Source organism: Nonomuraea ferruginea (assembly GCF_039540635.1).
Lineage (GTDB): Bacteria > Actinomycetota > Actinomycetes > Streptosporangiales > Streptosporangiaceae > Nonomuraea > Nonomuraea ferruginea.
The window spans coordinates 419,595-445,120 of the sequence record NZ_BAABFD010000002.1 but is presented as its reverse complement, the minus strand read 5'-3'; the positions used below and the strand labels follow the sequence as shown (position 1 = coordinate 445,120).

27 protein-coding genes are annotated in these 25,526 nt (G+C 72.4%); 12 read left to right on the top strand and 15 right to left on the bottom strand.

Annotation, left to right across the window (positions count from 1 at the left end; all coding sequences use genetic code 11):
• Positions 1 to 2: 2 nt before the first annotated feature.
• Positions 3 to 431, bottom strand: coding sequence for an SRPBCC family protein (locus ABD999_RS05405; protein WP_148032145.1), 429 nt, complete (start codon positions 429 to 431; stop codon positions 3 to 5).
• 137 nt (positions 432 to 568) lie between these two features.
• Between ABD999_RS05405 and ybiA the strand changes: the two genes are divergently transcribed.
• Positions 569 to 1,135 carry a riboflavin biosynthesis intermediates N-glycosidase gene (gene ybiA / locus ABD999_RS05400; RefSeq protein WP_219549090.1) on the top strand — a complete coding sequence of 189 codons (567 nt, stop codon included), beginning with the start codon at positions 569 to 571 and terminating at the stop codon, positions 1,133 to 1,135.
• Positions 1,136 to 1,138: 3 nt separating this feature from the next.
• Here ybiA and ABD999_RS05395 read toward each other — a convergent pair whose 3' ends face one another.
• The 4 genes from ABD999_RS05395 to ABD999_RS05380 form a co-directional block, all read right to left on the bottom strand.
• Entirely contained in the window at positions 1,139 to 2,056 is a 918-nt protein-coding gene (locus tag ABD999_RS05395) for a carbohydrate kinase family protein (RefSeq protein WP_271275847.1), read from the bottom strand.
• 221 nt (positions 2,057 to 2,277) lie between these two features.
• Positions 2,278 to 3,096, bottom strand: a complete 819-nt coding sequence (locus tag ABD999_RS05390) for a PIG-L family deacetylase (protein ID WP_148032142.1) — start codon at positions 3,094 to 3,096, stop codon at positions 2,278 to 2,280.
• 10 nt (positions 3,097 to 3,106) lie between these two features.
• Entirely contained in the window at positions 3,107 to 4,519 is a 1,413-nt protein-coding gene (locus tag ABD999_RS05385; RefSeq protein WP_345482594.1) for a tetratricopeptide repeat protein, read from the bottom strand.
• Between the two features lies 1 nt (position 4,520).
• Positions 4,521 to 5,624: a glycerophosphodiester phosphodiesterase family protein gene (locus ABD999_RS05380; RefSeq protein WP_271279303.1), complete on the bottom strand. Its 1,104-nt coding sequence runs from the start codon at positions 5,622 to 5,624 to the stop codon at positions 4,521 to 4,523.
• A 62-nt stretch (positions 5,625 to 5,686) separates the two neighbouring features.
• Here ABD999_RS05380 and ABD999_RS05375 point away from each other — a divergent pair, with 62 nt between their 5' ends.
• The 3 genes from ABD999_RS05375 to ABD999_RS05365 are packed head-to-tail and all read left to right on the top strand — an operon-like array spanning position 5,687 to position 7,346.
• Positions 5,687 to 6,289 carry a TetR/AcrR family transcriptional regulator gene (locus ABD999_RS05375; RefSeq protein ID WP_219549101.1) on the top strand — a complete coding sequence of 201 codons (603 nt, stop codon included), beginning with the start codon at positions 5,687 to 5,689 and terminating at the stop codon, positions 6,287 to 6,289.
• Complete coding sequence (locus ABD999_RS05370) at positions 6,286 to 6,942, top strand: VC0807 family protein (protein ID WP_148032140.1); 657 nt, start codon at positions 6,286 to 6,288, stop codon at positions 6,940 to 6,942. Before ABD999_RS05375 ends, ABD999_RS05370 begins: the two co-directional genes overlap by 4 nt.
• Positions 6,939 to 7,346, top strand: coding sequence for a DUF6069 family protein (locus ABD999_RS05365; protein WP_271279302.1), 408 nt, complete (start codon positions 6,939 to 6,941; stop codon positions 7,344 to 7,346). Before ABD999_RS05370 ends, ABD999_RS05365 begins: the two co-directional genes overlap by 4 nt.
• A 238-nt stretch (positions 7,347 to 7,584) precedes the next feature.
• Here ABD999_RS05365 and ABD999_RS05360 read toward each other — a convergent pair whose 3' ends face one another.
• The 5 genes from ABD999_RS05360 to ABD999_RS05340 all read right to left on the bottom strand — a co-directional run bounded on the left by ABD999_RS05360 (position 7,585) and on the right by ABD999_RS05340 (position 13,011).
• A complete protein-coding gene (locus ABD999_RS05360) occupies positions 7,585 to 8,646 on the bottom strand; it encodes a spore photoproduct lyase family protein (protein WP_271279301.1) in 1,062 nt (353 codons plus the stop codon).
• 72 nt (positions 8,647 to 8,718) lie between these two features.
• Positions 8,719 to 10,239: an acyl-CoA synthetase gene (locus ABD999_RS05355; protein ID WP_271279300.1), complete on the bottom strand. Its 1,521-nt coding sequence runs from the start codon at positions 10,237 to 10,239 to the stop codon at positions 8,719 to 8,721.
• Positions 10,240 to 10,279: 40 nt separating this feature from the next.
• The gene (locus ABD999_RS05350; RefSeq protein ID WP_148032135.1) at positions 10,280 to 10,801 is read right to left on the bottom strand and encodes a GNAT family N-acetyltransferase; all 522 of its coding nucleotides are present in this window, start codon (positions 10,799 to 10,801) and stop codon (positions 10,280 to 10,282) included.
• An 87-nt stretch (positions 10,802 to 10,888) separates the two neighbouring features.
• Complete coding sequence (locus ABD999_RS05345; protein WP_148032134.1) at positions 10,889 to 11,998, bottom strand: hypothetical protein; 1,110 nt, start codon at positions 11,996 to 11,998, stop codon at positions 10,889 to 10,891.
• Positions 11,986 to 13,011: a helix-turn-helix domain-containing protein gene (locus ABD999_RS05340; RefSeq protein WP_148032133.1), complete on the bottom strand. Its 1,026-nt coding sequence runs from the start codon at positions 13,009 to 13,011 to the stop codon at positions 11,986 to 11,988. The genes ABD999_RS05345 and ABD999_RS05340 overlap by 13 nt, the downstream gene beginning before the upstream one ends.
• Positions 13,012 to 13,356: 345 nt before the next feature.
• On the opposite strand from ABD999_RS05340, the gene ABD999_RS05335 reads away from it, so the two are divergent.
• A complete protein-coding gene (locus tag ABD999_RS05335; protein ID WP_271279299.1) occupies positions 13,357 to 13,608 on the top strand; it encodes a hypothetical protein in 252 nt (83 codons plus the stop codon).
• A gap of 41 nt (positions 13,609 to 13,649) precedes the next feature.
• On the opposite strand, the gene ABD999_RS05330 is transcribed toward ABD999_RS05335, so the two are convergent.
• The 5 genes from ABD999_RS05330 to ABD999_RS05310 form a co-directional block, all read right to left on the bottom strand.
• Entirely contained in the window at positions 13,650 to 14,618 is a 969-nt protein-coding gene (locus tag ABD999_RS05330) for an MsnO8 family LLM class oxidoreductase (RefSeq protein ID WP_271279298.1), read from the bottom strand.
• Positions 14,619 to 14,653: 35 nt separating this feature from the next.
• A complete protein-coding gene (locus ABD999_RS05325) occupies positions 14,654 to 15,655 on the bottom strand; it encodes a hypothetical protein (protein WP_271279297.1) in 1,002 nt (333 codons plus the stop codon).
• Positions 15,652 to 16,119 (bottom strand): SigE family RNA polymerase sigma factor, encoded by a 468-nt coding sequence (locus ABD999_RS05320; RefSeq protein ID WP_148032129.1) that lies wholly within the window; start codon positions 16,117 to 16,119, stop codon positions 15,652 to 15,654. Before ABD999_RS05320 ends, ABD999_RS05325 begins: the two co-directional genes overlap by 4 nt.
• Before the next feature lie 90 nt (positions 16,120 to 16,209).
• Positions 16,210 to 17,160 (bottom strand): adenylate/guanylate cyclase domain-containing protein, encoded by a 951-nt coding sequence (locus ABD999_RS05315; protein WP_271279296.1) that lies wholly within the window; start codon positions 17,158 to 17,160, stop codon positions 16,210 to 16,212.
• Between the two features lie 46 nt (positions 17,161 to 17,206).
• Positions 17,207 to 17,962, bottom strand: coding sequence for a FadR/GntR family transcriptional regulator (locus ABD999_RS05310; RefSeq protein ID WP_148032128.1), 756 nt, complete (start codon positions 17,960 to 17,962; stop codon positions 17,207 to 17,209).
• An 86-nt stretch (positions 17,963 to 18,048) separates the two neighbouring features.
• Here ABD999_RS05310 and ABD999_RS05305 point away from each other — a divergent pair, with 86 nt between their 5' ends.
• From ABD999_RS05305 to ABD999_RS05275, 7 genes are read left to right on the top strand one after another with little or no spacing between them, the layout of a single operon-like run.
• Positions 18,049 to 19,551: an ABC transporter substrate-binding protein gene (locus tag ABD999_RS05305; protein WP_148032127.1), complete on the top strand. Its 1,503-nt coding sequence runs from the start codon at positions 18,049 to 18,051 to the stop codon at positions 19,549 to 19,551.
• Positions 19,548 to 20,495 carry an ABC transporter permease gene (locus tag ABD999_RS05300; RefSeq protein WP_219549117.1) on the top strand — a complete coding sequence of 316 codons (948 nt, stop codon included), beginning with the start codon at positions 19,548 to 19,550 and terminating at the stop codon, positions 20,493 to 20,495. Before ABD999_RS05305 ends, ABD999_RS05300 begins: the two co-directional genes overlap by 4 nt.
• On the top strand, positions 20,492 to 21,325 hold the full coding sequence (locus ABD999_RS05295) for an ABC transporter permease (protein WP_219549119.1): 834 nt from the start codon (positions 20,492 to 20,494) through the stop codon (positions 21,323 to 21,325). Before ABD999_RS05300 ends, ABD999_RS05295 begins: the two co-directional genes overlap by 4 nt.
• Positions 21,312 to 22,232, top strand: coding sequence for an ABC transporter ATP-binding protein (locus ABD999_RS05290; protein ID WP_271279295.1), 921 nt, complete (start codon positions 21,312 to 21,314; stop codon positions 22,230 to 22,232). Before ABD999_RS05295 ends, ABD999_RS05290 begins: the two co-directional genes overlap by 14 nt.
• Positions 22,195 to 22,995 carry an ATP-binding cassette domain-containing protein gene (locus tag ABD999_RS05285; RefSeq protein WP_219549123.1) on the top strand — a complete coding sequence of 267 codons (801 nt, stop codon included), beginning with the start codon at positions 22,195 to 22,197 and terminating at the stop codon, positions 22,993 to 22,995. Before ABD999_RS05290 ends, ABD999_RS05285 begins: the two co-directional genes overlap by 38 nt.
• Complete coding sequence (locus ABD999_RS05280; RefSeq protein ID WP_261808616.1) at positions 22,992 to 24,173, top strand: M20 family metallopeptidase; 1,182 nt, start codon at positions 22,992 to 22,994, stop codon at positions 24,171 to 24,173. Before ABD999_RS05285 ends, ABD999_RS05280 begins: the two co-directional genes overlap by 4 nt.
• Positions 24,170 to 25,519, top strand: coding sequence for a P1 family peptidase (locus ABD999_RS05275; RefSeq protein ID WP_345482593.1), 1,350 nt, complete (start codon positions 24,170 to 24,172; stop codon positions 25,517 to 25,519). Before ABD999_RS05280 ends, ABD999_RS05275 begins: the two co-directional genes overlap by 4 nt.
• Positions 25,520 to 25,526 lie beyond the last annotated feature (7 nt).

Below are 25,526 nucleotides of genomic sequence, written 5' to 3'. Positions count from 1 at the left end.
ATTCAGCCCGAGTTGTTCAGGCGGTTACCGATCTCGTCCTGCAGGCGCGAGAGCGACTCGTCGAGCATGCCGCGCACCTCGTCGGCACGCTCGCGCGGCGTCTCCTCCTCCGGCTCGTCCAGCAAGGAGATGTGCACCGTCACCTCACTCGTGCCGCTGTCGGCGTCCGAAACCTGCAGCCAGCCCGAATAGTCCGGATGATCACGGCCGCCCCACTCCACCCTGAGCTGGTCACGCTGGGCGCGGAACAGGCCCTCATGCTCGCCCTCACCGGGCACCACCTCGCCGCCCGCCTCCACGGTGTTCGGCCCGCTGCCGCGGACCCACAGTCCGTGCGGCAGCCACCTGTTCATCAGCGTGACGTCGGACGCCACGCCGAACACCACACCACTTTCGGCAGGCATGCCACGCGTCGCCTCATACTCGGCCATGGAAACTCCCGGTTCGTCCGTAGCACCTCGTCTGCCCCGGTCACCCCTGTGGCAAACCGCGCCCCTCGCCGCACGGGCATGCCGTCGCGCGGGTGTGACGCGGGTGTGACACAGGGAGGCTGTGACACAGTAAGGCCATGTCCGAGAAGCTTCCCCGGTCAGTCCCCGAAGCCGTGGCCGCAGAGCTGGCCGGGCGACCGCCGCGCTATCTCTACTTCTGGGGCCACCAGCCCGCCCGCGACGGCACGGCCGGCCGCGGCTGCCTCAGCCAGTGGTGGCCCGCCGGCTTCACCGAGGACGGGCGCCACTACCGATCGGCCGAGCACTACATGATGGCGCACAAGGCGCTGCTGTTCGGCGACGAGGTGGCCGCCGAGAAGATCCTCGCCGCCGCCCATCCCGGCGAGGCGAAGAAGCTCGGGCGCGCCGTCGGCGGCTTCGACGAGGAGACCTGGGCCGCCCACCGCTACGAGATCGTGGTACGGGGCAACCTCGCCAAGTTCGGGCAGCACGCCGAGCTGAAGGAGTTCCTGCTGACCACCGGCGGGCGGGTGCTGGTCGAGGCCAGCCCGCTGGACCGGGTGTGGGGCATCGGGCTGGCCGCCGACGACCCGGCCGCCGCCTCGCCCGCCACCTGGCGCGGGCTCAACCTGCTCGGCTTCGCCCTCATGGACGTCCGCGACGCGCTGGCCCGCCCGCGCTGACGCTCAGCGGCCCGCCACCGCACCGGCGTCACGGGGGAGGTCGGCGCCCCGCACCGTGCAGGCCAGCGCCGCCACCTTCGCCGCGAACGCCGCCGCCTCCCGCGCCGTGGCCGGATCCAGCCCGTCCAACCGGCCGCCGAGCAGCCCGCGCCCGTCGAGCCAGTGCAGCAGCCCGGCGGTGAACGCGTCGCCCGCGCCCACCGTGTCGACCACGTCCACCTGAGGCGCGGGCACCTCCGTCCGGGCCCCGCCGAGCGACACCAGCGCCCCGGCCGGGCCCCGCGTCACCACCACCAGCCGCGCCCCGGCGGCGTGCCACTCGTCGCACACCCGCTCCACCGGCTCGCCGGGCCGCAGGAAGGCCAGGTCGTCGTCGCTGAGCCGCAGGATGTCGGCGAAGGCGCACCACCGCTCGACCGCGTACGCCTCCCGCGTCGCGAGGCTCGGCCGTACGTTGGGATCGACCGAGACCGTCACCCGCCGCGCGGCCGCCGCCGCGAACGCCTCCACCACGTCCCGTCCCGGCGGCCTGACCAGCGCCAGCGACCCGGTGTGCAGGCACCGCACGCCGTCCAGCACCGGGCCGGCCAGCTCGGCGCCGGTCCACTGCCAGTCGGCGGTGCCCTCGGCGTGGAAGCCGTAACGCGCCTTGCCGGCGTCGTCCAGGCCCGCCACCGCGAGCGTGCTCGGCTCGCGGGCCTCGACGGCGTACGTCAGATCCACCCCGGCCAGCCGCTCCCGGAACAGCTCCCCGAACACGTCACCCGAGATGCGCCCCAGGAACCGCGCCGGCGTGCCGAGCCTGGCCAGCGCCGCCGCCGTGTTCGCCGGCCCGCCGCCCGGCAGCACCCGCAGCGTCAGCTCACCCGCCCGCCGTTCCGCGAACGCGTCGGCGACGCACTCACCCAGCACCGCGATCACCCGCCCACCCTCTCACGCCACCCCACGACGCCGCGCCCGCACGATCAGCCGGTGTCCGGAGAGGATCCGTCCTCCCGCGCCGGCCCGATGCGTGTGGAGGGGCGGTGGCCGCCCGATGCGTGCGCCAGGGCCGGTGACCGCGGAGGTCATCGGCCCTTCCTTCGCCCGGGTCGGAGCGGCGACCCGGGGCAGAGCCGCCTGGCAGGCCGAGGAGGGCCGCGTCAGCGGAGGCCGGTGAAGAGGTCGTCCTCGTGGGCCGGGGTCTTGACGCGGCTCTGGACGCGGGTGAACGCCTCGTGGGAGAACATCTGCTGCTGGGCCTGCGGGGGCATGCGCAGCGGGAAGATGTTTTCGCCCTGGCTGGCGTGCGCCTCCAGGGCCTTGAGCTTGCGGTCGACGTAGGCCGAGACGTCGACGATGGCGTTGACCAGCTCGTCGGGGGTGCCGAAGTCGTCGTCGGGCTCGAAGCCCAGGTCGATGCCCGACTCGCGGAGGGTCGCGGCCATGTTGGCGATCGCGGCGCGCGGGATCGCCGTGTAGTAGAGCTTGTCGGGGACGCCGCCGCCGTTGACGGCGGCCACGGCGACGCGGTGGGCCTGGACGTGGTCGGGATGGCCGTAGCCGCTGCCGCCCGTCTCGTCGTAGGTCACCACCACCTGCGGGCGGTAACGCGCCATCAGCTCGGTCAGCCGGGCGGCCGCCGACTCCACGGACACGTTGGCGAAGGCGTCAGGGTGGTCGTTGGTCGACCAGCCCGCCATGCCGGAGTCGCGGTAGCCGAGCAGCTCGACGTGCTCGATGCCGAGATGGTCGGCGGAGGCGCGCAACTCGGCCAGCCGGCGCTCGGCCACCTCGGCGGCGTCGTGGCCGGCCTCGCCGGGCTTCACCCCGCCGGGGCCGTCACCCTGCTCGCCGTTGGTGCAGGTGACCAGAACCGTGCGGACGCCCTCCGCGGCGTAGCGGGCGAGCACCCCGCCGGTGCTCAGGCACTCGTCGTCGGGGTGGGCGTGCACGGCCATCAAGGTCAGTCGGCTTTCCATGGCCGAAACCCTACTCGGCGCCCCCGACAGATCCTCCCGCCAGGGCCAGCCGGGCGGCCTCGTCCCGCGCGGCGGCCGCGGCGGCGCGGTCACCGAGCGCCTCGGCCAGGGCGCCCCGCTTCAGCCAGTTGAACGGGCTGCACGGCCGCAGGTGCACCCGCTCGCTCACCAGCACCCGCGCCAGCTCGTGCCGCCCGGCCCGCAGCGCCGACTCCAGCAGCGTCCTCTGCACCGCGTCCCGCTGCGCGTGGCTGCCGCCGGCCTCGTTCACCCGGTGCCTGACCGGCTGGAGCAGCTCGACGACCCGGTCATGGTCGCCCCGCCCGTAGGCCACCAGCGCCCGGCACACCGGCAGCCCCACCCGCGCGGTCATCGCCTGGTTGGTGACCCCGGGACGCGGCTCGCGCACGTACGCCTCCCGCGCCGCGATGAGCCGCTCCGCCTCGCCGGCGCGGCCCGCTCCCACGTACGCCATGACCGCGTGCATGTCGTTGAACGCGTGACAGGCCTCGTCCATCTTGTCCGGCCACGCGTCCGCCAGCGCCGCCCACCGCCCGTCCGGCACGACGCCCTCCAGGTAGAGGCGCCACAGCAGGGCCGAGGCGTCCAGCAACTGCATCGCGGTCTCGCCGCCGGCCAGCACCGCGTCGTAGATGTCCAGCACCCGGCCGGTCTCGCCGCGTTCCAGCGCGTACAGGGTGTAGTGCCACCAGGTGTGCACGTTGAAGAACGTCCCGGTGGACCAGTCGCCGACCCGCTCGTCCAGAAAGCGGATGCCGTCACCGAAACGTCCCTGCATCTCGTACGTGTGCGCGACCGTGTGGATGCCCCACACGTCGCGCCGGTTCAGCTCGACGGCCCGCAGCCCCACCTCCTCGGAGCGGTCGTAGTGGCCGGCCTCCTCCAGCCCGAACGCGTACATCCCGAGCAGATGCCCGTAGTGCGGGTCGTCGTCGTGCCAGGCGCTGAGCGCGCCGCCGATCCGGTCGCGCAGGGAGCGGGCGTCGCCGGTGAAGAAGTCGACCTGGTGCCCGGCGGCCAGCGCGAGCGCGTCGCGCGGGTGCCGCTCGGTGATGCGCGCGAGCAGCGCGCCGCAGCGCGTGAGGTCGCCGCCGAGCAGCGCGCCGGCCGCCTCGGCGTGCGCCCGCTCGCGCGGTGACCACGCCGTCGGGTCCGCGCGGCGCAGGAAGGCGGCGAAGCGCTCGCGAGCCTCGCGGGCCGGGGCCGGCTCGGTGGTGAGCAGCCCGAGGTAGGCGCTCAGCACGTTGGCCATGGGGAAGCCGGGCGCCTCGGCCAGCGCCGCCGCCGTCTCGGCCTCGACCTCGGGACGGAAGTGCAGCAGCGCGTCGACGGCCCGGTCGTAGTGGCGGACGGCGGCCCGCCCCGCCCCGCTCACGGCGAGCCCGTGCTGGTCGGTCGTCATGTCAGCGGGCGTGACGCGAGACGACGGCCCGGCCCATCGCGGGGTCGTCGCAGAACGCGCCGTCGACGCCCAGCTCCAGCAGCCGGCCCAGGAAGCCCGCCACGTCACCGGTGGCGCGCGGGTAGGCGGGGCTGTCGGGGTTCCCGAGCCGGTGGTCGGCGGGGAGCTGGGAGTTCTCGTTGCGCACGGTCCACACGTGCACGTCCAGCCGCCCGCGGTGGGCGTCGCGGACCAGGGCGGTCGGCTCCAGGGTCCGGCCGTCGGCGCCGACGGGCAGCACGCGCCGGGTGTCGACGCCGATCGCGCCGGCGTACCGGGCGACCTCCCGCAGGCCCTCCGGGGTGACCATGTCGTCGTAGGTGCGGCCGTTCCCGGCCGCGACCCAGTCGTAGGGGGCGCCGGTCGCGCCGATGAGCTGGACGAGCGGCAGCCGCGTCCTGCCGGACAGCTCGCGCAGGTTGGCCGTCTCGAACGACTGGATGTACGCCTTCCGCACGCGGTTGCGCTCCAGCGTCTCCAGCAGCGGCTCCTCCAGCGACAGGCCGATGGAGTCGAAGTAGGTCGGGTGCTTGGTCTCCGGGTAGACGCCCACCCCGTGCCGCAGCGCCAGCTCGACCACCTCCTCGAAGGTGGGGATCTGGGCCGTCCCGTCGAAAGCAGTGTTGTCCGGGCGCAGGTCGGGCACCCGCTCCCTGGCCCGCAGGGTCTTCAGCTCGGCGAGCGTGAAGTCCTCGGTGAACCACCCGGTCACCGCGCGGCCGTCGATCGTCTTGGTGGCGCGCCTGCCGGCGAACTCCGCCCGCTCGGCCACGTCGGTGGTCTGCGAGATCTCGTTCTCGTGCCGGGCGACGAGGACGCCGTCCTTGGTGGGGACGAGGTCGGGCTCGATGTAGTCGGCTCCCATCGCGATCGCGGCCTCGTACGAGAGCAGCGTGTGCTCGGGGCGGTGGGCACTGGCGCCGCGATGGCCGATGACGACGGGCGGCTGGGCGCGGCGGCCGTGGTCGGCGGCCGTCGCGGCGGAAGTCGATGGGGTCACCACGAGGGCGACGGTACCGGCCGACAGCACGGCCAGCACACTCGCGAACAGGCTGCGGATCGTCATGGGCGCACCGTAAACCCGCGAGAGGGGTTCCCGGAGTTACTTGGATGAGTTACTGTTTACTCATGCAAGTAAGAAAGCGGACGTTCACGGGGGACGCCAGGCGCGCGCAGATCATCGCCGCGACTATCGAGACCCTCGGGCGGCTCGGCTACGGGCACACCTCGTTCGCGAAGATCGCCGAGCGGGCGGGGCTGAGCAGCACGCGGCTGATCTCGTACCACTTCGCCGGCAAGGACGAGCTGATGGCCGCCGTGGTCGGGCACGTGCACGAGAAGCTCGGGCGGTTCATGCACGAGCGGGTCAGCGCGCAGCCCGACGCCAGGAGCCGGCTGCGCGCCTACATCGGCGGCCTGGTCGCGTTCAACGCCGCGCACCGCGACGAGATGGAGGCGCTGATGACGATCTTCCTCAGCCATCCGGGCGAGGCCGGCTCCTACGGCCCGGAGGAGGAGATTCGGACGCTGAGCCACCTGGAGCTCATTCTGCGCGAGGGCCAGGAGCGGGGGGAGTTCCGCGCGTTCGACCCGTTCGTGATGGCCGCCACGATCCAGCGCTCGCTCGACGGCCTGCCGTTCCTGCTGCGCTCCAGGCCCGGCCTCGACCTGGAGCTGACGGCGCGCGAGCTGGAGACGATGTTCGACCTGGCCACCAGGGCGGAGCCGTGAGGGGGCGGTGGCTGACGATCGCCGTCAACATCGGCGTGCCCGTCGTGATCTATTACGGGTTACGCGCCGCGGGGGTCAGCGTCTACCTGGCGCTGCTGGCCGACACGCTGGTGTCGGCCGGGTTCACCGGTTACAAGCTGCTGCGCGAGCGCAAGCTCGACGGGCTGAGCGCGTTCTTCACCGCCATGTTCGCCGTCGCCGTGGTGGTGACGCTGGTCAGCGGCGACGAGCGGATGCTGCTGGCCAAGGAGGGCTGGGTCACGGCGGCGGCCGGCATCTGGTTCCTGGCCTCGACCAGGATGTCCCGGCCTCTCGCCTACCTCTTCACCCGGCCGCTGCTGGAGCACCGTTACCCGTTCGGGCCGGTGCGCGAGCCGTGGGAGGTCTACTGGGAGCGGCTGCCCAGGTTCCGCCGCGTCTGGCGGGTGTCGTCCGCCGTCTGGGGCGTCGTGCTGCTGCTCGACGCCGCCGCCCGGGTGGCCATCGCGTACGCGCTGCCCGTCGACACGGTGCGCGTGACAGGGATGCTCCTGTACGCGGTCGCGACCCTCGTCGCCGTGATCATCACCAACGTCCACTACGTGCTGAGCGGGCTCTACAACGGCTGGAGCAGCCTGTACGAGCCGCTCAGGAGAGAGGAGTCGCGCGCATGACCCGCCGCCTTCCCACCATCGCCGTCGCCGTCGCCGCCACACTGGCCGTCTGGCTCGTGGCCGTCCCGATCGCCGGCGTCGACCTCGCCGCCCGGGGCGGAGCCGGGACCATCGCGGTCGGGCCCGTGGCGGTGGTGATCGCCACCGCCGTCGCCGGGCTCGCCGGCTGGGCCCTGCTGGCCGTCCTCGAACGCCTCACCCGGCGCGCCCGCGCCATCTGGACCGCGGTCGCCGCGGCCGTCCTCGTGCTGTCGCTGCTCGGCCCGCTCGGCGGGGTGAACGCGGGCTCACAGCTCACGCTCGCCCTGATGCACCTGGCCGCCGGAGCGGTGATCATCTTCGGGATGCGCGGCACGGCGACGCGCTCTCATGGGGTGCCCGCCAACAGCCGCGCGCACACGTAACACTCGTAGAAGATCGTCGCCAGCTCCCGCCAGTCAACTCCGCCCACTCGTCCCGTACGTAGCGCAGCCCCGAGAAGGAGAAGCGCAGCAGCGAACCGGGACCGTCCCAGCACGTGGTCGTCCTCCAGCAGCTCGGCGAGCGCGGTGAAGCGGTCGGCGCGCTCCGGCGGCGGCCCGTCCCGCGCCGGGCGGGGCCGCCGTGGGCTCGCCGGGGGGCCCGGACAAGACGGCGGCTTCGTCAGAAGGCGTAGCGGATCCGGCAGAAGGGCAGGCGCTCATCGATGAGATCGGTGAGCGCGGCTACGTACCGGCCCTTCTGGCCCGTGCGGTAGCGGACGTTCCAGCCGCCCGTCTGCGAGCGCTTGGGCTGCTGCAGGTCCGGCCGCCACAGCACCTCCTCGGCCTTCGGATGCCAGCCGAGGTTGACCTCGTGCAGCCGGTCGTTGTGGGTCAGGAAGATCACCTCGGCGGCGAGCCGCTCGCGCGCCGCCGCGCCGATCCCGTCGCCGAGCCGGTCCAGCAGCTCGGCCCAGTCCTCCAGCCAGCCGTCCCTGACCACCACCGGGCTGAAGTTGACGTGCACCTCGTACCCGGCCGCCACGAAGTCGTCGATGGCGGCGATGCGCTCGGCCACCGGGGAGGTGCGGATGTCGAGCAGCTTGGAGTCGGCCTCCGGCATCAGGCTGAACCTGATCCTGGTGCGCCCCCGCGGATCCCAGCCGAGCAGGTCGCGGTTGACGTACTTGGTGGCGAAGCTGGCCTTGGCGTTCGGCAGGTCCCGGAACAGCTCCACCAGGTCACGGACGTTCCTGGAGATCGTCGCGTCCACCGAGCAGTCGGAGTTCTCGCCGATGTCGTACACCCAGGCGTGCGGGTCCACCTGGTCCGGCTCCGGCTTGACGCCCTGCCTGGCGGCGTGCCTGGCGAGGTAGCCGGTGATCTTGTCGATGTTGGCGAACACCGTGATCGGGTTGCTGTAGCCCTTGCGGCGCGGCACGTAACAGTACGCGCACGCCATGGCGCAGCCGTTGGCCGTGGACGGCGCGACGAAGTCGCTGGAGCGGCCGTTCGGGCGGGCGGTCAGCGACTTCTTGGTGCCGAGCACCAGCGACTCGGTCTTGATCCGGACCCAGCGGGCCACGTTCGCCTCGTCGCCGTACAGCTCCGGGATGCGGTCGTGCCGCTCGACCTCGACCAGCTCGGCACCAGGGAAGCGGCCGAGTATCTCCCGGCCGCGCGGCAGCTCGGCGGCGGCGGGCTCGAAGTAGATACGTCGGATGTCGAGAAGGTTGTCGCGCACTCCCGTACAACACCGTGACTCAGCGTCGTCTTCCCTGGTCAGCGAGCCCTTGCGAGAGGACCGGCGCGGCGGTCAGAACGCCTCGCGCAGCTCCCGCTTGAGCACCTTGCCGCTGGCGTTCTTGGGCAGCGCGGCGACGAACCGGACCTGCTTGGGCGTCTTGAACGGAGCCAGCCGGCCCCGCAGGAACGCCACCAGCTCGTCGGCGGTGAGGCTCGCGCCCTCGCGCAGCACGACCGCGGCCGTCACGGCCTCGATCCACCGCTCGTCCGGCACCCCGAACACGGCCGCCTCCGCCACGGACGGGTGCTGGTAGATCGCCTCCTCGACCTCGCGGCTGGCCACGTTCTCGCCGCCTGTCTTGATCATGTCCTTCTTCCTGTCGACCACCGACAGGTATCCGTCCACGTCCATCACACCCAGGTCGCCGCTGTGGAACCAGCCTCCGCGGAACGCCTCCGCGGTCTTCTCCGGGTCGTTCCAGTAGCCGAGCATCGCGTGCGGGCTGCGGTGCGCGATCTCGCCCACCTCGCCCGGCGGCAGCGGTTCGCCGTCGTCGCCGACGATCCGCGTCTCCACGTTCAGCGCGGGCCGGCCGGCCGAACCCAGCCGGGTCAGCTGCTCCTCAGGGCGCAGGATCGTGGCCACCGGCGCCATCTCCGTCTGCCCGTAGAAGTTGAACAGCCGCACCTCGGGCAGCCGGGCCGCGATCTCCTTCAGCACCTCGACCGGCATGATCGAGGCGCCGTAGTAGCCCTTGCGCAGCGACGACAGGTCACGGCGGTCGAAGTCGGGGTGGCGCAGCAGCCCGATCCAGACCGTCGGCGGGCAGAACAGCTTGGTGGCCCGCTCCGACTCGATCGCCGCCAGGATCGCTGCCGGGTCGGCGCCGGGCAGCACGATGTTGGTCGCCCCCAGATAGATCCCGGGCGTGAGGAAGCAGTGCAGCTGGGCGCAGTGGTACAGCGGCAGCGCGTGCACCTCCACGTCGTCGCCGCTCATCTCACCGTCGACCACGCACGTCACGTACTGGGAGATCAGGCTCCGGCTCGACAGGGTCGCCCCCTTCGGCCGGGACTCGGTGCCGCTGGTGTACATGAGCTGGATCGGGTCGTCGTCGCCGATCTCCACCACCGGCTCGGCGTCGTCACCGTGCGCCATCCAGTCCTCGACCGGCTCCCACCCGTCCCGGCCCGCCCCGATGACGCCGCGCACCGCGACCCGGTCGCTCACGGCGCCCTCGGCCACCGGCAGCAGGGCCTCCTCCACCAGCATCCCGGACGCGCCCGCGTGCTCCAGGATGTACGCGACCTCCTCCGGGCCCAGCATGAAGTTGATCGGCACCGAGATCGCGCCCAGCCGGGCCAGCGCGAAGTAGGCCACCACGAACGCGTGGTCGTTGTGCGAGAGGATCGCGAACCGGTCGCCCTTGCCCACGCCCCGCGAGGCCAGCGCGTTGGCGGTGCGGTTCACCGTACGGTCGAGCTCGGCGTAGCTCTGCCGCAGGTCGCCGTGGACGATGGCGGTCTTGGCGGGATAGCGGGCCGCGGAGCGGCGCAACAGGTCTCCGATGGCATGCTGGCGAGTAGTCATACCGGACATCCCTCACTTGGCCGAACTTCGTTCGGGAATCCTAGCCTTCGCCGGCCCGAGGTTCACGAAGATCTTTCACCAGAATCCGGCACACGTCGGGCACCTGCTCCACCCGCCCGCCCGGCAGGTAGATCCGGCGGGTGGTCGGCACGGGAGGATGCGGCCACTCCACGTAACCGAGCCGCCTGTAGAGCGGCCACACCCGGCGGTTGCGCGGATCCACGCCCAGCGCCACCCGGTCGTGGCCGAGCTCGCGTAACCGCCGCTCGGCGGCGCCCATCAGCCGGGTGCCGATCCGCTGGTTGCGATGCTCGGGCGCCACCTCCAGGTGGGTCAGCAACGGCACGCCGGGCAGCCGCTCCCGCACCTCCGGCTCCTCGGCCGGGTCCAGCCACAGGTACACGTCCCCGATGGGGGTGAACCCGTCCCACGCGACCAGCAGCACCCCGTGCTTCTCCCGCTGACCCGCCAGCCGCTCCCGGAAGTACGGCTCCTGCCCGAGGGAGTTGACCAGGGCGACGAGATCCCCGTGCACGGCGGCTCGGATCCGGACATGCAGCATGACTTCTACAATCAAGCGGCGAAACGGCTGGCAACCAGCTTATCGCGGTGATCTGTCACAAAAGGATGAAAGAGCTACGCCCGAGGGTCACGGCGCGCCCCGGCCGGGCGTGGCGAGATAACGCAACGCCTGCTCGACGGGCCTGCCGCGGGGCAGCAGCTCCACGAACTCCCGCCACACCTTGCTGTCGGCCCGCCACCTGTCGAGGTATCCGAGACAGAGCTCGGGGCTGATCAGGGCCAGCCGCCCGCGCGCGGCCTTGAGCGACTCTTCCATCCGCCGCCGCTCGTCCGGGCTCACCCGGGCCCGCGGCAGGCGGTCGAGGATGCTCTCGATGAACAGGCGGCGCCTGGCCAGGAACTCCGTCCAATGCCGCAGATCGGCCTCCCGCAGGGTCCTGCCCTCGTCGAGCAGCCAGAACACGCCCTCGGCCAGCACGTCGCCCGTCTCCTCCGCCCTGGCCCTCTCGGTCGTGCGGAACGGGTCGTAGGGCGCCTGCTTGACCAGGCCCGTGACGGCGAGCGGGCGCAGCCCGTCCTCCTTCAGCAGATAGAACCAGTCCTCGTTGTAGACGTCCGGGAAGAACGCGACGTCGCGCACCGTCTCCACGACCAGCGCGCCACCGCCGACGAAGGTCTCCTGATGCCCGCCGACGGCGCGGAAGGCGTGGCACACGACCGAGTTGTCCGGGAACCCGCCGATCGACAGCCCGGCCGCGTCGAAGTCGTCGAGCAACCCGGCCGCCCTGCGGAGGTCGTCAGGCGCTCCCACCTCGATGTCGTCGTCGAGGAACACGATGCGCTCCCAGCCGGCCATCCTGGCCAGCGCCAGCGCGAAATTGCGCTTGGCGGCCGTGTCGGTGTGCCGTCTCAGCCTCGGGGGGAGCGCGGTGGACGTCTCGAGCGCGGGCAGCCGCGCCGCCGACCTCGCCGTGAAGTCGATGGCGATCACGTCGGCGCCGGGAGCGGCCCCGGCCCGCACCCGCTCGGCGCTGGTCCACCTGCCGCTGCACAGCACGACCAGCGGGCAGCCCAGGACCTCCGCCAGATGGGAGGCGTGCCGGAGGTAACGGCTCGGGCGGGCGGTGGGCACCACGATCGCGTCGATCCTGGCCATGCCCGCGGGCGCGCCGGTCGCCTGGAGCAGATGCCGGTGGGAGGGATGGTGATGCGACGCCGGCGAGGTCAGCCGGGCCATTCGACCAGCCTCAGCTCGTCGAGCGTCCAGTCGGGGGTGATGACCTTGCCGTTGACGACGCGGACCTTGCTCAGCAGCGCGTAGGCCTCGTGGCCGCCGAAGCGCTCCTGGAGCCAGGCAGTGTTGCGGTCCCTGAACTTGACGTCGGTCAGGGCCCGCGCCACCCCGAGCGTGCCGCGGCCGTACATGCCGTTGCAGATCGTGAGCGTGCACTCGGCGTTGTAGGGGTTCTCCCCCCGGTAGAACAGCGCCACGTCCTCGCGCAGCCGCCCCCCGCTCAGCTTGGGATGGAAACGCCGGTCAGAGGAGGAGAAGTAGGGGCCGTGCTCGCCGTCCCAGTCGTTCACCTGCTCGACCGGAAGCCCGAGGTCCTGGAAGACGTTGGTGGTCAGGTCGTTCCAGTCGACGCCGCCGAGCAGCACCAGATGCGAGGTGAGGTCGTCCGGCTCCAGCTCGTCCGGGGTGTGGCGGCGGACCTCGCTGGCAGGGTTGAAGGCGCGGATGTGGCCGTGCAGCTCGAAGAGCGCGTCGAGGTCGGCGTAGGTGTAGAGCTCGATGTGGTGCGGGTCGTCGGGATCGACGTAGGGCATGCGCGCCAGCCACTCCCCGGGAAGCCGCGCGCAGACGATGACGACCTGCTTGCCGTCGTCGAACTGCCACGGGTTGACGACCGCGCTCGACGGTCTCTGGTCCAGGGCGGCCGAGCGCAGGTCGAGCAGCTCCTGCAGGAGCTTGTCGCGCAGCTGTGACTCCTCCGCGGTCAGCTCGTCCTCGGCGACCGGGACGAGGTCGTCGTCCCTGAGCGAGCGGCGGCTGCAGAAGATCAGCGCGTAGGCCTCCAGGCGGGAGACCGGCGGCACCTTGGGGTTGCCCTCGTTCTCCCACGACGAGATGAGGGGCACGCTGACGTTGAGCGCCTGGGCCAGCTGCGGCTGCTTGACTCTCCTGCCGGGCCACTGCTGAAGGCGCAGTTGCCGGAGCCGGTGCGCTAGGGCCTGGCCGGAATCCGCCATGAGGACACCCCCATCCGAGGTTCAACACCTTAAGTAAACCTCTACCCACTGCCGGGGGCGAGGGCATACACGCAGGCCAACGCCGAAACTTCGGGGCCGCATCGGCGAAGCGGCCATTCTAATCCACTACGACTTACCCAGGAGAGGGATTAATGCATCAAAGGGAGGGCAAGTCTTCAGTCAGGGGCTGAAGATTTACTGAAGTTCAGACGGGGATTCAGATGACGATCAGAGACCCTCCGGCGAGACCGCGCCGCCCGGGCGAGCATCCTCACGAACAGGCGTCACTCCCCGGAGTGCCGCACGCTCCAAGGCCCCTCGATGCCGAACCACAGGGACCCCACCATGTTCGTCACCTCTGCCCTTCCCGCACTCACGGAAACGATCGCCAGCCCTGAGGGCGTCGCGATGGCCCGCGGCCTCCTCTACCTCCTGGCCGTCCTCGCCGGCTGGACCGTGATCTCGGCCGTACGCCGGCTCGGCAAGGTCGTCACCGCGCTGTTCCGCGCGTCCCTCATGGTCGTCGCGCTCGCCGCCGTCGGCACGGTCGCCGTCGTGCTCATCGCGCAGCTGGCGCTCATCCTGGAGCTCAGCTGACGGCCGTACGGTGAGATGGGCGCGAAGACGGCGCCCATCTCTCACGCCAGGGCGGCCAGCCGCCGGTACGACTCCAGGCGGTCGTCCAGGTCGTAGGTGTTCATCGTCACCAGGACCTCGTCGGCGCCCTTCACCGTCACCAGGTCGCGCAGCCGCGTCGCGACCTCGTCCGCCGTCCCGCTGATCTGGCCCTTGCGGGCGTCCTCCAGCAGCGCGCGCTCGCGCTCCGGCAGGTCCATCCGCAGGATCTCGCCCGGCGGGCGCAGCGGCGGGAACACGCCGCGGACCCGCGAGTGCGCCGTCGACCACGCCTCCGGCACCTGCAGCAGCGCCGCCTGCTCGGAGGTCTCGCCGACCGCGATGTTCGCCGCCACCATCACGTACGGCGCCGCGCTCCACTCCGACGGCCGGAACGCGGCCCGGTAACGGGCGGCGGCCCCATCCGGGGCTCCGCCGCCGATCACCAGGGGGAGGCCGTGCGCGGCGGCGATGTCCGCGCCCGCGCCCATGGCCAGCACGAACACCTGCGGGCGCAGGCCCTCCGCAGGCAGCGCGTGCACCCCCGGGTACGCGTCCTGGGCGCCGGTGAAGAAGCCGAGCAGCTCCGCCAGTTGCCCGGAGAAGCCGTCGGCGGCCTCCCTGCCCTGGCCGAGAGCCTTGCGGATGCCGCCGGTGAACCCCACCGACCGCCCCAGGCCCATGTCGATCCGCGCCGGATGCAGCGACTCCAGCACGCCGAACTGCTCGGCCACCACCAGCGGCCGGTGGTTGGGCAGCATCACGCCGCCGGTGCCCACCCTGATGCGGGAGGTGGCCGCCGCGACGGCCGCCGCCAGCACGGTCGGCGCCGACCCCGCCACACCGGGGACGCTGTGGTGCTCCGACACCCAGAACCGGTGGTAACCGAGCTTTTCGGCCTCGCGGGCGAAGCGCACGGTGTCGCGCAGCGCCGACGCGGGCGACTGCCCCTGCCGGACCAGCGAACGGTCGAGGATCGAGAGCGGTGTCATATCCCGGTGCAACAAGGGCGGGCGGGAAATGGTTCCTACTCGCCGTAGAGCCCGATCGACCAGCGCACGGGGCGGTGGGGATGGCCGCCGTCCACGGTGATCCTCGCGGTCACCACGACCCGCTCACCGGGCCGCGCCTCGTGCTCGCTCATCGCCAGCGGGAACGGGCCGGACCGCCACACGACGCAGCCGCTGCCGTGGCTCACCCCGCCGACCGTGATCGTGAACCGGAGCCGCTCGGCGAGGTCGCCGGCGCAGATCTGGTCGAGGCCGAAGGACCGCCCGGTGGCGTCGAACTCGAACCGCACGGTGTCGTCCGCCGGCCACATCCCGGTCCGCGAGTCGAGGAGCGGCCGGCCGCCGAGCCTGTCCGGCAGGTCCTTGAGCGGCTCCGGCTCCACGGGCCGGTCCGGCGGCGTCCAGGCGTAGACGCCCAGCGTCCAGGTGCCCTCGGTCCGCGGCACGGGCCGGCACGTCCCACCCTTCACCACGCAGGCCGTGCCGGTGGTGGACGTGTCGAAGGTGACGCTCACCTCCCGGGCGCCGGTGGGCACCGTGAGCGGCTGGAGCGCCCGCCTGGCCGAGCAGCGGCCCAAGCCGGGTCCGCTGGAGCGGCCGTCGACCGTGACGCGCACGCCGGTGTTCACCTGGAGGTCGCCCTCGCACACGGCCGCCACGTCGAGCCGCTCGCCGGTGACCGGCACCCGCACCGTCGCCCGGTCCGCGCCGCCCGCCCGGATCGTGGTGACCGCCACGCGCCGGTACGCGGTGCCGTCCGGGGCGGTGAACCGCTCGGGCAGCTTCGCCGACGGGCGCACGGCGACGGTGGTCTGCGGCTCCGCCGGGCCGGGCATGACCGCCGCACCCAGCACCACGGCGGCGGCCACCGCCGCCCCCGCCGCCACGCCTGCCGTCACCCGTCTGCCCAGGCGGGCCCTGCGGACGCGCGCCAGGACCTGCTCGTGGCGCGACGGATTCGCCGGAGAAGGTCCGTCGGCCCGCTCGCGCAGCGCGTCCCGGAGATCCTGAACGGTCATGACCGCAGCTCCTTCATGATCGACTCGTTCACCCGCAGCTTGGCCAGCGCCTTGGCCGTCTGGCTCTTGACGGTGCCGGTCCCGCAGCCGAGCAGCGCGGCCACCTCGGCCACCGGCAGGTCCTCGTAGAAGCGGAGCACGATCACCGCGCGCTGCCTGGCCGGCAGCCCGCGCACCGCGCGCCACAGCTCCGCCCGCTCCCCGGCGTCGTCATCCCGTACGGGGAAGTCCGGCAGGCTCGCGCTGGGCACCTCGGCCCGCCACCTGCGGCGCCACCAGGAGGTGTAGGTGGTGACCAGGACGCGGCGGACGTACGGCTCCGGCTCGTCCACCCGCGGCCAGGCGAACCACGCCTTGGTCAGCGACTCCTGCAGCAGGTCCTCGGCGAGGCCCCAGTCGCCGGTCAGCAGGTACGCGGTGCGTAACAGCCGGTCGGACCGCGCCACCACGAAGTCCTGAAACATGGCTCTATCCGCCACGGGATGCGCCTCCCCATCAGAGCGTTGCTGACGGTACAGACGCGATGGGACGACGGCCCGGTTGCCCGGCGGCGCTCAGGCGCGGGTCACGGTGAACGGGACCAGCTCGCCGAGACCCCGGACCGACAGCCGGTCCACCGCCCTCAGCTGGAACGCCCGGTCGTCCTCCAGCTCCTCGGCCGCCTGCGGGTCCGCCAGGATCGTCCCCGGCAGGGCCAGCGCGGTCAGGCGGCTGGCCAGGTTGACGGTCGTGCCGAAGACGTCGCCCATGCGCCACACCACTGGCCCGGCCGCCAGGCCCACCCGCAACTCCGGCATGCCCCGGCCCTTGGCGTGCGTCTCCACCAGCCGCAGCCCGATGTCGGCGGCCACGTGCGACTTGTCGGCCACGAACAGCACCGAGTCGCCCAGCGTCTTGACCACCCGGCCGCCGTAGGAGGTGACGATGTCGGCCGAGCGGCCCTCGAACCTGTCGACCAGCGCGGCCAGCTCGGTCTCGGTGATCTGCCTGCTCAGCCTGGTGAACCCGACCAGGTCGGCGAACCCGACCGTGACCCGTACGGCGCTGAGGTCCTGGACGGCGAGCCGTCCCGCGGCGGCGGCGAGCTGGCGCCGCCAGGCGTAGACCAGCAGCCCGGTCAGGTCGGGCACCACCCGCTCGGCCCGCCGGCGCCAGGCTCTGGGCCGCTCGGCCAGCGGCACCCCCGCCTGGTCGAGCTCCTCGGCGCCCAGCTCGGCCTGCGACTCGGCCAGCCGGGCCGTCGCCCGCCCGAGTGAGCGGGCGATCAGCAGCATGTGCTCCTCGTCGTAGAGGCCGTCGCTGACCATGCCGAGCAGGGTCCTGAGCGCCTCGACGTCGGAGTCGGTGAACTCCACCGCGTCGTCGGCCACGTTCGCGAAGCCGAGCGCCCGCCAGAACCGCCGCGCGCGGTAGACCGGCACCCCTGCCATCTCGGCCACCTGGTGGCTGGTGTAGCGGCGGGGCTCGCGCAGGAACGCCTCGGCCACCGACTCCTCCCCAGCCACGGCTGCAACATAACACTCTTTACCCGGATTGCGCCGCCGGCACCATTCACTCTTCCAGCAGTGCGCGCAGCGCGGGGCGCTCGTCGGCCGGGACGTAGTCGACGTAGTAGTCGTACATCGTCTCCCGCGACAGACGGGCCGCCAGCGGCCCGTCGCCGGCGCGCACGGCGTCGAGCACCTCCTCGTGGTGCCGGATGCTGCGCCGCATGAGTGCCACCCGGTCGTCCGACGAGGCGATCTTGCCCGCTATCAGGTTGAGCACGATCGAGCGGACCACGCCGGTGCTGATCTCGATGAGCTTGTTGCGCGAGGCCCGCGCCACCGCGTCGTGGAAGGCCACGTCGGCGGCGCTGAACTCGTCGTAGCTGACCTCGGCGGCCCGGCGCATCCGCTCGATGGCCGCGTCCATCTCGGCGAGCTGCTCGTCGGTGCGCAGCCGCGCCGCGAGCAGGTTGGCCGACGCGTCCAGCACCATCCTGAACTGCACCAGCTCGCCCAGCGACAGCTCGTCCACCCGGGCGAGCGTGGTCATCGACTTGTGCAGCGCGGCGGGCGAGAACGGCTGCACCTCGGCGCCGTTGGGATCCCCGGGCCGCGACTGGACCAGCCCGCGCGCCTGCAGCACGCGCAGCGCCTCACGCACCGTGGAGCGGCTCACCGAGAACTGCGCCATGAGATCGCGCTCGCTCGGCAGCCGCTGGCCCGGCGTGAGCGCCCCCGTCTCGACGGCCTCCTCGATCTGCTCCACGATCCGCTCGTAAGCGCGTACGGTCCGCACCGGCTCGAACCGTGGACCACCCATTGAAGCCCCCTTGACCTGAGCCGTAGCGGACTGGCAATGTGCAGCCTACTGGTCAGACCAGTGCACTAGCCAGGAGGCTGAAGGACATGAGGCGAATCGGGACCTGGATCGCCGCGGGCGGTCTCCTGTTGAGCATCGCCGCCTGCGGCGGAGGCGGCGGATCCGAGACCGCGGGCGGCGAGCAGCAGGCCCCCCAGGCGCAGACGTTGTCGGTCGGGTTCGTGGCCGAGCCGGCCAACCTCGACTTCACCTCGACCGAGGGCGCCGCCATCCCGCAGGCGCTGCTGGTGAACGTCTACGAGGGCCTGGTCAAGCTCGACCAGGACGGCAAGATCGTCCCGCTGCTGGCCGAGAAGTGGGAGGTCTCGGACGATCTGAAGACCTACACCTTCACCCTGCGGCCGGACGTGAAGTTCACCAACGGCGCGGCCTTCACCGCCGACGACGTGGTCTTCTCGTTCGAGCGGCTGAAGAGCGACTGGAAGCTGAAGATCACCTCCCAGCTCGACGTGGTGGAGAAGGTGGAGAAGAAGGACGACGCCACCGCGGTCGTCACGCTCTCCAAGCCGAGCAACAGCTTCCTCTACACGATCGCCACCCGGCTCGGCGCGATGTTCAGCCGCACCGGCGTCTCCGACCTGGCCAACACCCCTGTCGGCACCGGCCCGTACAAGCTGGGCGAGTGGCGGCGCGGCGACCACATCCGCCTCGACTCCAACGACGGCTACTGGGGCACCAAGCCGCAGATCGGGTCCGTGACGCTGAAGTACTTCAAGGACGCCACGGCGATGAACAACGCGCTGCTGACCGGCGGCATCGACGTCATCTCCGCGGTCCAGGCGCCCGAGTCGCTGCAGCAGTTCGCCGACCCCAACCGGTTCGAGACCATCGAGGGCACCACCAACGGCGAGGTCGTGCTGTCCATGAACAACGGCCGGCCGCCGTTCGACGACAAGAAGGTGCGCCAGGCCGTCCGCCACGCCATCGACCACCAGGCGCTGCTCGACACCGCCTGGGCCGGGCGCGGCCAGCTGATCGGCTCGATGGTGCCGCCGACCGACCCGTGGTACGAGGACCGCACCGGCGACTACCCGTACGACGTCGCCAAGGCCAAGGAGCTGCTGGGCGGCAAGACGTACGACGTGAAGATGCGCATCCCGAACCTGCCGTACGCGGTCGCCAGCGCGCAGGTCGTCAAGTCGCAGCTGGCCCAGGTCGGCATCAACGCCGAGATCGAGCCGCTGGAGTTCCCGGCCCGCTGGCTGGACTCGGTGTTCACCAAGGCCGACTACGACCTGTCGATCATCAACCACGTCGAGCCCCGCGACATCCGCATCTTCGCCGATAAGTCCTACTACTTCCGCTACGACAACCCCGAGTTCGGCAAGCTGCTCGCCGCCGCCGACGAGGGCACCGAGCAGGAGCAGACCGACAACTACAAGGCGGCGGCCAAGCTGCTGTCCGAGGACGCCGCGGCCGACTTCCTGTTCGGCTTCCCGAACCTGATCGTGGCGAAGAAGGGCGTGACCGGCCTGCCGAAGAACGCCATCTCCGAGTCCTTCGACTTCACCGGTCTCGCCAAGCAGTGATCCTGTACCTGCTGAAGAGGGCCGCGGTGTTCGTCCTGAGCGCCGCGGTCGCCGGTGTGCTGGTGTTCTCGTTCATGGCCGTGCTGCCGGGCGACCCCGCCGAGGTGGCGCTGGGCGTGAACGCGACCCCCGAGGCGGTGGCCGAGCTGCGCAAGCAGTTCGGCACCGACCGGCCGGCGGCGGCCCAGTTCTTCGACTGGTTCGGCGGGCTGGCCACCGGCGACTTCGGCACCTCGTACGTGACCAGCTCCCCGATCGGGGAGCAGATCAACGACCGGCTGGGCGTCACCGCCGTGCTGGTGGGCGGCGGCATGCTCGTGGCCCTGCTGATCGCGGTGCCGGCCGGCACGTTCGCCGCCGTGCACCACCGCAACCCGCTCGGCGTCGCCATCAGCGCCTTCAGCCAGGTGGGCATCGCGATCCCGGCGTTCCTGGCGGGCATCCTGCTGGTGTTCGTGTTCGCGGTGCAGGCCCAGGTGCTGCCGTCGGGCGGCTACGTGCCGCTGGCCGAGGACCCCGTCGAGTGGTTCCGCGGCCTGCTGCTGCCGTGGCTGTCGCTCGGCCTCGTGCAGGGCGCGGTGCTCACCCGCTACGTCCGCTCCGCCGTGCTGGACGTGATGCGCGAGGACTTCCTGCGCACCGCCCGCGCCAAGGGACGCGGCCGGATGGGCGCGCTGTGGCGGCACGGGCTGCGCAACGCCTCCGTCCCGGTGGTGACCGTGCTCGGCCTGCAACTGGCCACGCTGCTCATCGGCGCGGTCGTGGTGGAGCGGGTGTTCGTCATCCCCGGCCTGGGCGACCTGCTGCTGAACGCCGTCGCGGGCCGCGACCTGCTGCTGGTCCAGGGCGTCGTCATGGTCCTGGTGCTGGCCGTCCTGCTGATCAACTTCCTGGTCGACGTGGCCTACGCGGCGCTCGACCCCCGGCTGCGGGGGGCACGATGAAGGGCCGGCTGAACGCGAGCCTCGTCAGCGGCGCCGTCCTCGTCGGGCTGGTCGTGGCGATGGCGCTGGTGTCGTTCGTGTGGACGCCGCACGACCCGGTGCTCGTGGACGCGGGCAACAAGCTGCACGGCCCCGGCGACGGCTACCTGCTGGGCGCCGACAAGTTCGGCCGCGACACCTTCAGCCAGCTCATGGTGGGCGCGCGCACCACCCTCTACGTCGGCATCGTGGCCGTCGGCATCGCCGCGCTGATCGGCACGCCGCTCGGCGTGATCGCCGGCATGACCCGCTGGCGCTGGCTGTCGGAGCTCGTCATGCGGGCCAACGACCTGGTGTTCGCGTTCCCCGCGCTGCTGCTGGCCGTCATGCTCGGCGCGGTGTACGGGGCCGGCACGCTCACCGCGATGATCGCCATCGGGGTGGCGACGGTGCCCGCCTTCGCCAGGGTCGCCCGCGCCGCGACCATGCAGGTCATGGTGACCGACTACATCCTCGCCGCCCGCGCCGCCGGCCGCCGCCGCCTTCCCGTGGCGTTCCGGCACGTGCTGCCGAACATCGGCTCGATGCTGATCGTGCAGGCGTCGGTGTCGTTCGCCATCGCCATCCTGGCCGAGGCCGCGCTGTCGTTCCTCGGCTTCGGCACCCGCCCGCCCACCCCGTCGTGGGGGCGCATGCTGCAGGAGTCGCAGGAGCTGCTGTTCTCCACGCCGCGCCTGGCCCTGTGGCCCGGCCTGGCCATCGCGCTGGCCGTGCTCGGCTTCAACCTGCTCGGCGACGGCCTGCGCGACTACCTCGACCCCAAGCTCAGGAGGATCCGTGCTGAGCGTTGAGGGCCTCACCGTGCGGGCGCACGCGGCCGAGCTCGTGCACGACGTGTCGTTCCGGATCGGGCCCGGCGAGCGGGTCGGCCTCATCGGCGAGTCCGGCTCCGGCAAGTCGCTGACCGCGCTGTCGCTGATGGGCCTGCTGCCCGAGGGCGTCACCGCCGCCGGGCGGGCCCGCCTGCGCGACCGCGACCTGGTCGGCGTGCCCGAGTCGCGGCTGAAGGACCTGCGCGGCCGGGCCATGTCCATGGTGTTCCAGGAGCCGATGACCGCTCTCAACCCGCTCATGCGGGTCGGCGCCCAGGTCGCCGAGGTCATGACCCTGCACGGAAAGCCACGCGAGCAGGCCCGCGCCCGCGCCGTCGAGCTGCTCGGCCGGGTCCGCCTGCCCAGCCCCGAGCAGGTCGCGCGCGCCTACCCGCACCAGCTCTCCGGCGGCCAGCGCCAGCGCGTCATGCTCGCCATCGCCCTCGCCAACGAGCCCGAGCTGCTCATCTGCGACGAGCCCACCACCGCGCTCGACGTCACCGTGCAGAAGCAGATGCTCGACCTCATCGCCGAGGTGGCGCCCGCGCTGCTGTTCATCACCCACGACCTGGCCGTGGTCGCCTCCGTCTGCGAGCGCGTCCTGGTCATGTACGGGGGACGCGTCGTGGAGAGCGGCCCGATCCGCGAGGTGTTCACCAGGCCCCGCCACCGCTACACCGAAGGCCTGCTGGCCGCCTCCAAGCTGACGCCGCGCGGCACCCGCCTGCCCACCATCAAGGGCAGTGTCCCGCCCGCCGGCCGGTTCCCCGGCGGATGCGTCTTCCGCAACCGTTGCCCGCACGCCGACGTGACGTGTGAGAAAGTCCCGGCGCTGACAGGAGAGGGCCATGCCCACGCATGCTGGCACCCCGCTGATCGAGGTTAGCCACCTCACCCGCGTCTACCAACGGCCCCGCACCTCGCTCACCAAGCCGGGCGGAGCCGTGCACGCGCTGCGCGGCGTGTCGCTGACCGTGCACAAGGGCGAGCGGTTCGGCATCGTCGGCGAGTCCGGCTCCGGCAAGTCCACGCTGCTGCGGCTGCTGTGCGGGCTCGACAAGCCCACCGCCGGCTCCATCCGGTTCGACGGCCAGGAGATCACCGGCCTTCCGGAACGGCGGCTGCGCTTCCTGCGCCACAGCCTGCAGATCGTGTTCCAGGACCCGATGAGCTCGCTCGACCCGCGCATGCGCGTCCGCGACCTGGTCGCCGAGCCGCTCGTCGCGCTCGGCGAGCCCGTCGGCGGCCGGGTGGCCGAGCTGCTCGACGAGGTCGGGCTGCCCGCCTCGGCCGCCGACCGCTACCCGCACCAGTTCTCCGGCGGCCAGCGCCAGCGCATCGCCATCGCCCGCGCGCTCGCCCCCCGGCCCAAGGTGCTCGTCGCCGACGAGCCCGTCAGCGCGCTCGACGTGTCCGTACGCGGGCAGATACTCAACCTGATGGCCGACCTCGTCGACGAGCACGGCCTCACCCTCGTCTTCGTCTCGCACGACCTGTCCGTCGTCCGCCACGTGTGCGAGACGGTCGCCGTCATGAACGACGGCGAGATTGTGGAGACCGGCGCCGTCGACGACATCTGGATCGAGCCAAGCCACCCCTACACACGGGCGTTGCTGCAGGCCGTACCCACCCTGGAGGGATTGCTGTGATCGAAGTGGACGCGCAGGGCGTCGTCGAGTTCACCCGGGCGCTGGTCCGCGTCCCGAGCACCAACGACCCGGCGCGCGGCCGCAACGAGCAGCCCGCCGCCGACCTGGTGGCGGCCAGGATGCGCGAGTGGGGCTGGGAGCCGGTCGTGTACGAGGCCGCCCCCGGCAGGCCGAACGTGGTGGCCGTGGTCGAGGGCGGCGGCGGCGACGGGCCCACTCTCATGTTCGAGGGCCACACCGACGTCGTCACCGAAGGCGACCTGTCGGAGTGGACCGTGGACCCGTTCGGCGGCGAGATCCGCGACGGCAAGCTGTGGGGGCGCGGCAGCGCCGACATGAAGTCCGGCCTGGCCGCCACGCTCTACGCCACCCGCGCGCTGCAGCTCGCTGGACCGTTCCCGGGGCGGATCAAGGTGTGCGCGCTGGCCGACGAGGAAGGGCTCATGATCGGCGCCCACCACTTCGTCGACCAGGGCCTGGCCGCCGACGTCGACGGCGCCATCGTGGCCGAGCCCGAGGCCGGCGAGATCTGCGCCGTCGCCAAGGGCGCGCTGCGGCTGCGCGTCGACTTCACCGGCAAGATGGCGCACGGCGCGATGCCGCAGCACGGCCGCAACCCCGTCCAGGCCGTCGGCGCGCTGCTCACCGGCCTGCGCGAGCTCCAGGCCGAGCTGCAGAAGCGCTTCCCCGCCCACGAGCACCTGGGCGAGGTGTACGTGACCCCGACCGTGGTCCGGGCCGGCAGCGAGGAGCAGGTCAACGTCATCCCCGCCACCGCGTCCGTCTTCGTCGACGTGCGCACCATCCCCGGCGTCGGCCACCAGGACGTCGCCGACCGGGTGGCCGAGCTGGCCGCCTGGGACGGGATCGCGTCCGAGGTGAGCATCCTGGTGGACCGGCCGCCGGTGGACGTGCCCGTCTCCGACCCGGTGGTGGCCGCGCTGGCCGCCGCGCACCGCGACGTCACCGGTGAGGAGCCCGTCTACGGCGGCGTCCCCGGCTCCACCGACGGCACCGTGCTCACCCACTGGGGCGGCGTCCCGTCCGTCGTGTACGGCCCGGGCGGCAAGTGGATCGCCCACCAGGCGGACGAGTACGTCGAGGTGGACGAGATCGTCCGCTGCACCCGGGTGTTCGCCGAGGCGGCCAGGCGCTTCCTCACCCGGAACCTGACGTGACACCGGGTGCCACCAACTCCCTGCTGGACGTGGCCGGCCTGCGCGTCGGCCACCACCACAGGGCGGGCGGCGGCTACCGGACCGGCACCACCGTCGTGCTGGCCCCCTCGGGCGGCATGGTCGCCGGGGTCGACGTCCGCGGCGCCGCCCCCGGCACCCGCGAGACCGAGCTCCTCGACCCGCGCAACCTCGTGGAACGCGTCCACGCCATCGTCCTGACCGGCGGCAGCGCGTACGGCCTCAGCGCGGCCTGCGGCGTCATGTCCCGCCTCGCCGACGCCGGCGTCGGCTTCCCCGTCGAGGGCGGCGTCGTCCCCATCGTCCCCGCCGCCGTCATCTACGACCTCGGCCGCGGCGGCGCCTTCCGCGCCACCCCGGACGCCGCCTTCGGCGAAGCCGCCCACGACGCCGCCCTCCACCCCGCTCCCTCTCTCACGGCGACCCCGGCCACCGGCGTCAAGCCGGCCCGCCCGGCCGCCCCCGTCACGGGCCACGGCACCCTGCACGCCGCGCCCGGCGCTTCTCCCTCCGCGCGGGCCTCCTCGGCCGCCGACGTCGAGCCGGCCAGGACGAGCGGTGTCGCGCCTGTCGGCCCCGCCGGTGGTCCGTACGTCGCGTCAGGCGGCGCTGCTGTGTCCGCGCGGGGCTCCTTCACCTCGGCCTCGGCCGCCGATGGCGAGGCGGGCGCCGCGTCTGGAGGGGCGTGCGGGGTGAGCGCGGCGGGGCATGTGAGCGGGTCCGTCGGCGCGGGCGCGGGTGCGGTGGCCGGAGGGCTGGCCGGCGGGGTGGGGACCGCGAGCGTGATCCTGCCCTCCGGGGCCACCGTCGCCGCGCTGGCTGTGGTGAACGCCGCCGGGTCGGTGCTCGATCCAGGAAGCGGCGCCCTGGCCGGGGCCAGGTACGGGCTGCCCGGCGAGTTCGACCACCTGCGGGAGCCGAGCGCCGAGGAGACCGCCGCGTGGCGGCCGTCCGGGGTGACCTCGCTGAACACCACGATCGGCGTCGTCGCCACCGACCTGACGCTCACCAAGGCGCAGTGCGCCAAGCTGGCCGCGGTCGCGCACGACGGCCTGGCCCGCGCCATCCGCCCCGCGCACACCATGGTCGACGGCGACACGATCTTCGCCGTCGCCACCTGCGCCCTGCCCGCGCCGGGCGGCGAGCAGCGGGTGTTCGGGGAGCGGGCCGGGGAGGACGAGCCGCCGGGGGCCGAGCTGCACGACCTGCTCGCCGCCGGGGCCGACGTGTTCAGCCGGGCCGTGGCGCACGCCGTGCTGGCCGCCACCGGCAGGGAGGGCGCGCCGGCCTATCTCGACGTGTTCCCGAGCGCGATGCGTACGTCATGAAGCACAC

Coding starts and splice junctions, on each gene's coding strand:
- ABD999_RS05405 (WP_148032145.1), bottom strand. CDS start 431: ATGGCCGAGTATGAGGCGACGCGTGGCATGCCTGCCGAAAGTGGTGTG.
- ABD999_RS05330 (WP_271279298.1), bottom strand. CDS start 14,618: ATGACACCGCTCTCGATCCTCGACCGTTCGCTGGTCCGGCAGGGGCAG.
- ABD999_RS05325 (WP_271279297.1), bottom strand. CDS start 15,655: ATGACCGTTCAGGATCTCCGGGACGCGCTGCGCGAGCGGGCCGACGGA.
- ABD999_RS05345 (WP_148032134.1), bottom strand. CDS start 11,998: ATGGCCCGGCTGACCTCGCCGGCGTCGCATCACCATCCCTCCCACCGG.
- ybiA (WP_219549090.1), top strand. CDS start 569: ATGTCCGAGAAGCTTCCCCGGTCAGTCCCCGAAGCCGTGGCCGCAGAG.
- ABD999_RS05355 (WP_271279300.1), bottom strand. CDS start 10,239: ATGACTACTCGCCAGCATGCCATCGGAGACCTGTTGCGCCGCTCCGCG.
- ABD999_RS05350 (WP_148032135.1), bottom strand. CDS start 10,801: ATGCTGCATGTCCGGATCCGAGCCGCCGTGCACGGGGATCTCGTCGCC.
- ABD999_RS05390 (WP_148032142.1), bottom strand. CDS start 3,096: ATGGAAAGCCGACTGACCTTGATGGCCGTGCACGCCCACCCCGACGAC.
- ABD999_RS05385 (WP_345482594.1), bottom strand. CDS start 4,519: ATGACGACCGACCAGCACGGGCTCGCCGTGAGCGGGGCGGGGCGGGCC.
- ABD999_RS05295 (WP_219549119.1), top strand. CDS start 20,492: ATGAAGGGCCGGCTGAACGCGAGCCTCGTCAGCGGCGCCGTCCTCGTC.
- ABD999_RS05380 (WP_271279303.1), bottom strand. CDS start 5,624: ATGACGATCCGCAGCCTGTTCGCGAGTGTGCTGGCCGTGCTGTCGGCC.
- ABD999_RS05365 (WP_271279302.1), top strand. CDS start 6,939: ATGACCCGCCGCCTTCCCACCATCGCCGTCGCCGTCGCCGCCACACTG.
- ABD999_RS05305 (WP_148032127.1), top strand. CDS start 18,049: ATGAGGCGAATCGGGACCTGGATCGCCGCGGGCGGTCTCCTGTTGAGC.
- ABD999_RS05335 (WP_271279299.1), top strand. CDS start 13,357: ATGTTCGTCACCTCTGCCCTTCCCGCACTCACGGAAACGATCGCCAGC.
- ABD999_RS05310 (WP_148032128.1), bottom strand. CDS start 17,962: ATGGGTGGTCCACGGTTCGAGCCGGTGCGGACCGTACGCGCTTACGAG.
- ABD999_RS05375 (WP_219549101.1), top strand. CDS start 5,687: ATGCAAGTAAGAAAGCGGACGTTCACGGGGGACGCCAGGCGCGCGCAG.
- ABD999_RS05285 (WP_219549123.1), top strand. CDS start 22,195: ATGCCCACGCATGCTGGCACCCCGCTGATCGAGGTTAGCCACCTCACC.
- ABD999_RS05340 (WP_148032133.1), bottom strand. CDS start 13,011: ATGGCGGATTCCGGCCAGGCCCTAGCGCACCGGCTCCGGCAACTGCGC.
- ABD999_RS05320 (WP_148032129.1), bottom strand. CDS start 16,119: ATGTTTCAGGACTTCGTGGTGGCGCGGTCCGACCGGCTGTTACGCACC.